The following is a 4,614-nucleotide window of genomic DNA, read 5'->3' on the forward strand; positions in this document are numbered from 1 at the left end:
CCGTATTCATGGAGTGCCCGCGCTGGTTTTGGGCGCAGGCCAAGACAAAATCATCACCCCTGCCGATATCGAGGCCACGGCCGCCCGCTTAGGCGTCAAGGCGGAAATACTGCCGACACTTGCACATATGATGATGCTGGATGCTCACTGGGAAGATGCAGCAGCGCGTATTGCGCGCTGGCTTGCGACGCTGGACGTTTACCCGCAATCTTAATGGGTGGCGCGCTGGCGGGCACGCCAGATCCACGGCGCCTCGGCTTTGCCCTGCCATACCCCGATATGCTTGAGCCGTGCGAGTGCTTCAGCGGCCTGATAACGCGCATAAGCGGCGGCATTCTGCTTGTCGCGTGCATATTGCGGGTAATGCCAGGCATGGCCGGTGGCGACCAGTTCAAGATTGATGTCTCGCCCCTCTAGCCAAAGCAAACCCACGCTACGCCCATACCGATCTTGCTCGAATACTTCGACACGTACCCTGCGCCCAGAGACGGCGGCCTGCAAGGCATTGCGGGCGGCCAGTCCACCGGCTTGGGCACGCTCGGGCGCATCAATAAACGCCAGTCTGATTTTATTCGCCTGCCCATGGGCATCCACCACGGTCAGTGTGTCGCCATCCGCAATCTGGCGAACCACACCTTCCAGTTCAGCCGAGTCCGGCTGCTGCCATAAAGCGAAAACCGCCGCCAGAATCAACAGGGCGGCGGCAATTTTTCGATGCAGGGGCGCCGCTGAAAACAAGGTAATCAGCGCAGCGGGCAACTGGCGCAGGCGGCGATTCGAGCGCATCACACATCCCCCTTGTTCAGGTGGCGCAGCTTGACTGCTGCGGCCACACTACTTCACCATAAAGCCTCCATCCGGATCATGGTTTTTGAAAAAACCGAAACCGGTGCCCATGCCGCTTAATCCTTGTGCTGTTCCTTACGCCCGACATCGGCGATGGCCTGGCGCACACTCTCACGCAAGGACTCTCCAAACAGCATGTCGTAGTCTTCTTTCATCTGCTGCATGACGCCGGTCAGCATCTGCTTGCTTTGCACCTCGATCGCATCCTGCAACCATAAAGTCAGCTCGACCTTCAAGCGCGGCATGATGCGCTGACAAACCGCATCAAGCAAAGCCGCCTCGTCCACGACGGCAACCGTGTGGGGCATAGCCGGCGCAACAACAGGCTGCGGTTCTGCCGGCAGCGCGGGCGGCACAAGCTCGGCAGTCACACTCTCGGGCGAGCGCTGCGAAAACGCAGGTTCATGGGCAATAGCAGGAGGCTCATCCACCGGTATTTCTGCGTCGGGCACACAGACGTCAGCACCGGTGTGCACGCCGGAAGCGGGCACAAACTCAGACTCATCCAGCATCAGCGCATCACATGATGGTGCAAGCACGGGCAAGGCGTCCGCGCCGGCCAGTTGTGCATCCAGACCGGTCACTCGCGCTGAAGCCGGTACCGCCAAGGCGTCGGCTTCCATACCCTGTACCGGACTTCCCTTCTCTATCTCGACTTCAGGCGTGGTCAGGGATTCGGTCCGCGGCATCCGTGACGTCACACCCTCACGCCCATCCCAGCGAGAGGCGCTTGGCAACGCTGGCTCAACAGCCGCAAGCGGAGTAGATGGAAACAACGCATCCAGCTCCAGCGACAAGTCATCCAGTTCAAGATCGGGCACATCCGCTTCCCAACTGGCCGGCATCGCGGGCACAGCGGGTGGCGGGGATACATCGGCGTCAGCCGGCGACATCAATGCCGCAGCATGTACCGTCGGTTTTACATCCTCGACCGGTGCGTAATCTATTGTGCCGGTCTCGAATTCGAAATCCTCCAGCAAGCTGTCTACCGGGCTAAGCGGCAGCGGTGTCTTGGGCCAGTTGTCCGGCGTATCCAGTTCGGAAAAAAGAGCGCCTTCTTCTTCGGCCTCTTGCTCGCCGGCAAGTCCAAGGTCAAGCGACGGCAGCGTTTCGAACAAAGCACTACCCGGGGCATCTGCCGGCAAAATAACGGATGCCATATCCGGCAGCAAGGCCGGCGGCAAATCCAGCGCTGCGCCAAAATCATCATCCATGGCAGGCTCTGCCGCCTCATGCAAGGTAGGCAGCGGTACTTGCGGCTCGACGACTTCGGTCAGTACCGGCAAATTATCGGGCAAAGGACGTCCTAGCGGATCGGTAGCTATCATGTTTGGATATGGCGCATATCATGGTGCTCGATCACGAGCCCCAAAGAACGGTAAAAGCGAAAACGGGTGCGTGCCATCGCCAGCGCATCCTCGTCAACACCGATGATTTCCAGAATGCGGGAAAAAGCGGCCGGCTCGGGCGCATGTGCATCGCCCAGATTCAGCAGCACCCTACCCCCCGCACATTCATCCAGCGACAAGCCCAGCCAAACCGGGGTCTGGCTGGCTTCCTTGTCTGCTGCGCGACAATGCGGAATAAACGCAGTATCGGACACACTCCACAAGCGTGCGCTGAAATGCTTCAGCGCTTCCTCGTCCGGCAACAGGACAAAAAGCTGCGCACCCTTGCGGTAAGCGGTGGCAGCCAGCTTGCAGGCAAAGGCCTGCGCATCGGCCACGCCGGTGTAAAAATCAATCTGCGTCATGTTGTTCCGGCGTTTCCGTCACCTCGCGGCGCGGACGTCCGCGGCGCACGACATTACCCAATGCGATATCGGCTCTATCCTGCAAATACTGCACCAGAAGCGGCACCGGACGACCGGTCGAGCCCTTGTCCTTGCCGCTTTTCCAGGCCGTACCGGCAATATCAAGATGTGCCCAGTCGTAAGCCTTGGCAAAGCGCGACAGGAAACATGCGGCGGAGATGCTGCCACCGGCACGCCCGCCCAGATTGCTCATATCGGCAAACGGGCTCTTTAATAGGTCCTGATATTCTTCCCATAGCGGCATATGCCAGGCGCGGTCACCCACTTCTTCGCCGGCAGCAACCAGCTCGCGAGCCAGAGAGTCTTGCGAGCTGTACAGCCCGGTTGCCACATGACCCAGCGCAATAATGCAGGCGCCGGTCAGCGTAGCTACATCGATCACCGCCGCCGGTTCGAAGCGCTCGGCATAGGTCAGTGCATCACACAGAATCAAACGACCTTCGGCATCCGTATTCAAGACCTCAATCGTCTGCCCCGACATCGAGGTCACGATATCACCCGGCTTGAGCGCACGGCCGGACGGCATGTTCTCGCACGTCGGTATCAAGACCACGATATTGAGGGGCAGTTTCATTTCGACGGTAGCGCGAAATACACCCAGCACCGCCGCCGCACCGCCCATATCGTATTTCATCTCGTCCATGGCCTCGCCGGGCTTGAGCGAAATACCACCGGAGTCAAAGGTAATACCCTTGCCGACCAGAACAAACGGCTGGTCGGTTTTTTCCTTGGCACCGTGGTAGCGCAACACGATAAAGCGCGGCTCAAGGTCGCTCCCCTTGGCGACAGCCAGAAAAGAACCCATGCCGGCCTCTTCAATCGCGGCCTTATCCAAAATCTCGGCTTCAGCACCAAACGCTTCGGCCACTTTACGCGCCTGCTCAGCCAGATAATCCGGGGTGCAGATATTGCCCGGTGCGTTACCCAGATCTTTAGTCAGCTTCATTCCGGCGGCAATCGCCTGACCGCGCGCCAGACCGCGCTCACCGTCGGCCAGATCACTGCGCCTTGGTACTGCCAGGGTAAACTTGCGCGGTTCACGAATGCTTTCGTCCGGCTTGGATTTGTAGGTATCGCAGCGGTACAGCGTATCCAGCGTTACGACACAAGCCTGCTCGACCATCCATTCCACTTCATGTTTTTTCACACTCAGTTCCGACAGATAGCTGACCACTTCGCTGGACGAAGTCTGCGTCAGTGCACGCGCTGATGCGCGTATCGCCTCGCGGTATTCCTTGGCGCGAAAATCACGTTCCTTGCCCAGACCCACCAGGAGGACACGATCACACAGCGTATGCGGTACCGAATGCAGTAGCAAGGTAGAGCCCAGTTTGCCTTCCATATCGCCACGGCGCAGCACATCACCAATAAAGCCGTTGGAGATCCGATCCAGAAGATCGGCTGCCAACGTCAGCTTGCGTGACTCGTAAACGCCGACCACGACACAGGCGACGCGCTGCTTTTCCGGACTTCCACTTTTGATGTTAAACTCCATGAGCCTGCTCCTGATGCGTTGCCTACCATTAAGAGAGCCGCCAAGGGCAATAAAGCGCTGGCGGACACCGCCTCTGGGCGGGATGGAAAAATTCATAAGACTGGCCCTGACCGGGCTTTTTCTCATTATCTATACGCTTTTGACAAATTGTCAAAAATAGGCGCTTCTTCCCATGGTTTTTCGAAAAACTCTGACCCGCGAACTGACGCAGACCAGTATCGGGGTATTCTTGGTCCTGTTTGCCATTTTACTGACCACCCAGACTATCAACATGATGGGACGCGCGGCTCAAGGTCGTGTGGCCAACGAAGCTGTGGCCGCACTGATAGGCTTCTGGGCACTCGGGTTTTTCCCGGTGTTACTGATACTCACCATTTTTATTAGCGTCATGGTGGTACTGGGCCGCGCCTGGCGTGATCACGAGATGGCGGTATGGTTTTCTTCGGGTATGTCGCTGACA

General features: G+C 58.4%; 5 protein-coding genes and 1 pseudogene. 2 read left to right on the top strand and 4 right to left on the bottom strand.

All coding sequences use genetic code 11. From position 1 onward, the window contains the following. Positions 1-214 (top strand): annotated as a pseudogene (locus tag ACRC1E_RS11090) (hypothetical protein); the annotation flags it as partial. Here the strand turns inward: ACRC1E_RS11090 and ACRC1E_RS11095 are convergent. The 4 genes from ACRC1E_RS11095 to ACRC1E_RS11110 all read right to left on the bottom strand — a co-directional run bounded on the left by ACRC1E_RS11095 (position 211) and on the right by ACRC1E_RS11110 (position 4,154). Then, complete coding sequence (locus ACRC1E_RS11095; RefSeq protein WP_438515162.1) at positions 211-786, bottom strand: thermonuclease family protein; 576 nt, start codon at positions 784-786, stop codon at positions 211-213. The pseudogene ACRC1E_RS11090 and the gene ACRC1E_RS11095 sit on opposite strands and share 4 nt — an antisense overlap. A gap of 116 nt (positions 787-902) precedes the next feature. Further along, on the bottom strand, positions 903-2,174 hold the full coding sequence (locus tag ACRC1E_RS11100; protein ID WP_438515158.1) for a hypothetical protein: 1,272 nt from the start codon (positions 2,172-2,174) through the stop codon (positions 903-905). Then, entirely contained in the window at positions 2,171-2,599 is a 429-nt protein-coding gene (locus ACRC1E_RS11105) for a DNA polymerase III subunit chi (protein WP_438515159.1), read from the bottom strand. Before ACRC1E_RS11105 ends, ACRC1E_RS11100 begins: the two co-directional genes overlap by 4 nt. Continuing rightward, positions 2,586-4,154 carry a leucyl aminopeptidase gene (locus ACRC1E_RS11110; protein WP_438515160.1) on the bottom strand — a complete coding sequence of 523 codons (1,569 nt, stop codon included), beginning with the start codon at positions 4,152-4,154 and terminating at the stop codon, positions 2,586-2,588. The genes ACRC1E_RS11105 and ACRC1E_RS11110 overlap by 14 nt, the downstream gene beginning before the upstream one ends. 172 nt (positions 4,155-4,326) lie before the next feature. On the opposite strand from ACRC1E_RS11110, the gene ACRC1E_RS11115 reads away from it, so the two are divergent. After that, positions 4,327-4,614, top strand: a 288-nt coding sequence (locus ACRC1E_RS11115) for an LptF/LptG family permease (protein WP_438515161.1), incomplete at its 3' end; no start/stop codon positions are given.

Origin of the sequence: Craterilacuibacter sp., assembly GCF_051659485.1 — a bacterium.
In the GTDB taxonomy this organism is placed as follows: domain Bacteria; phylum Pseudomonadota; class Gammaproteobacteria; order Burkholderiales; family Chromobacteriaceae; genus Craterilacuibacter.

Bases quoted from the DNA above. Each gene is read 5' to 3' on its own strand.
- ACRC1E_RS11105 (WP_438515159.1), bottom strand. From the start codon at position 2,599: ATGACGCAGATTGATTTTTACACCGGCGTGGCCGATGCGCAGGCCTTT.
- ACRC1E_RS11095 (WP_438515162.1), bottom strand. From the start codon at position 786: ATGCGCTCGAATCGCCGCCTGCGCCAGTTGCCCGCTGCGCTGATTACC.
- ACRC1E_RS11100 (WP_438515158.1), bottom strand. From the start codon at position 2,174: ATGATAGCTACCGATCCGCTAGGACGTCCTTTGCCCGATAATTTGCCG.
- ACRC1E_RS11110 (WP_438515160.1), bottom strand. From the start codon at position 4,154: ATGGAGTTTAACATCAAAAGTGGAAGTCCGGAAAAGCAGCGCGTCGCC.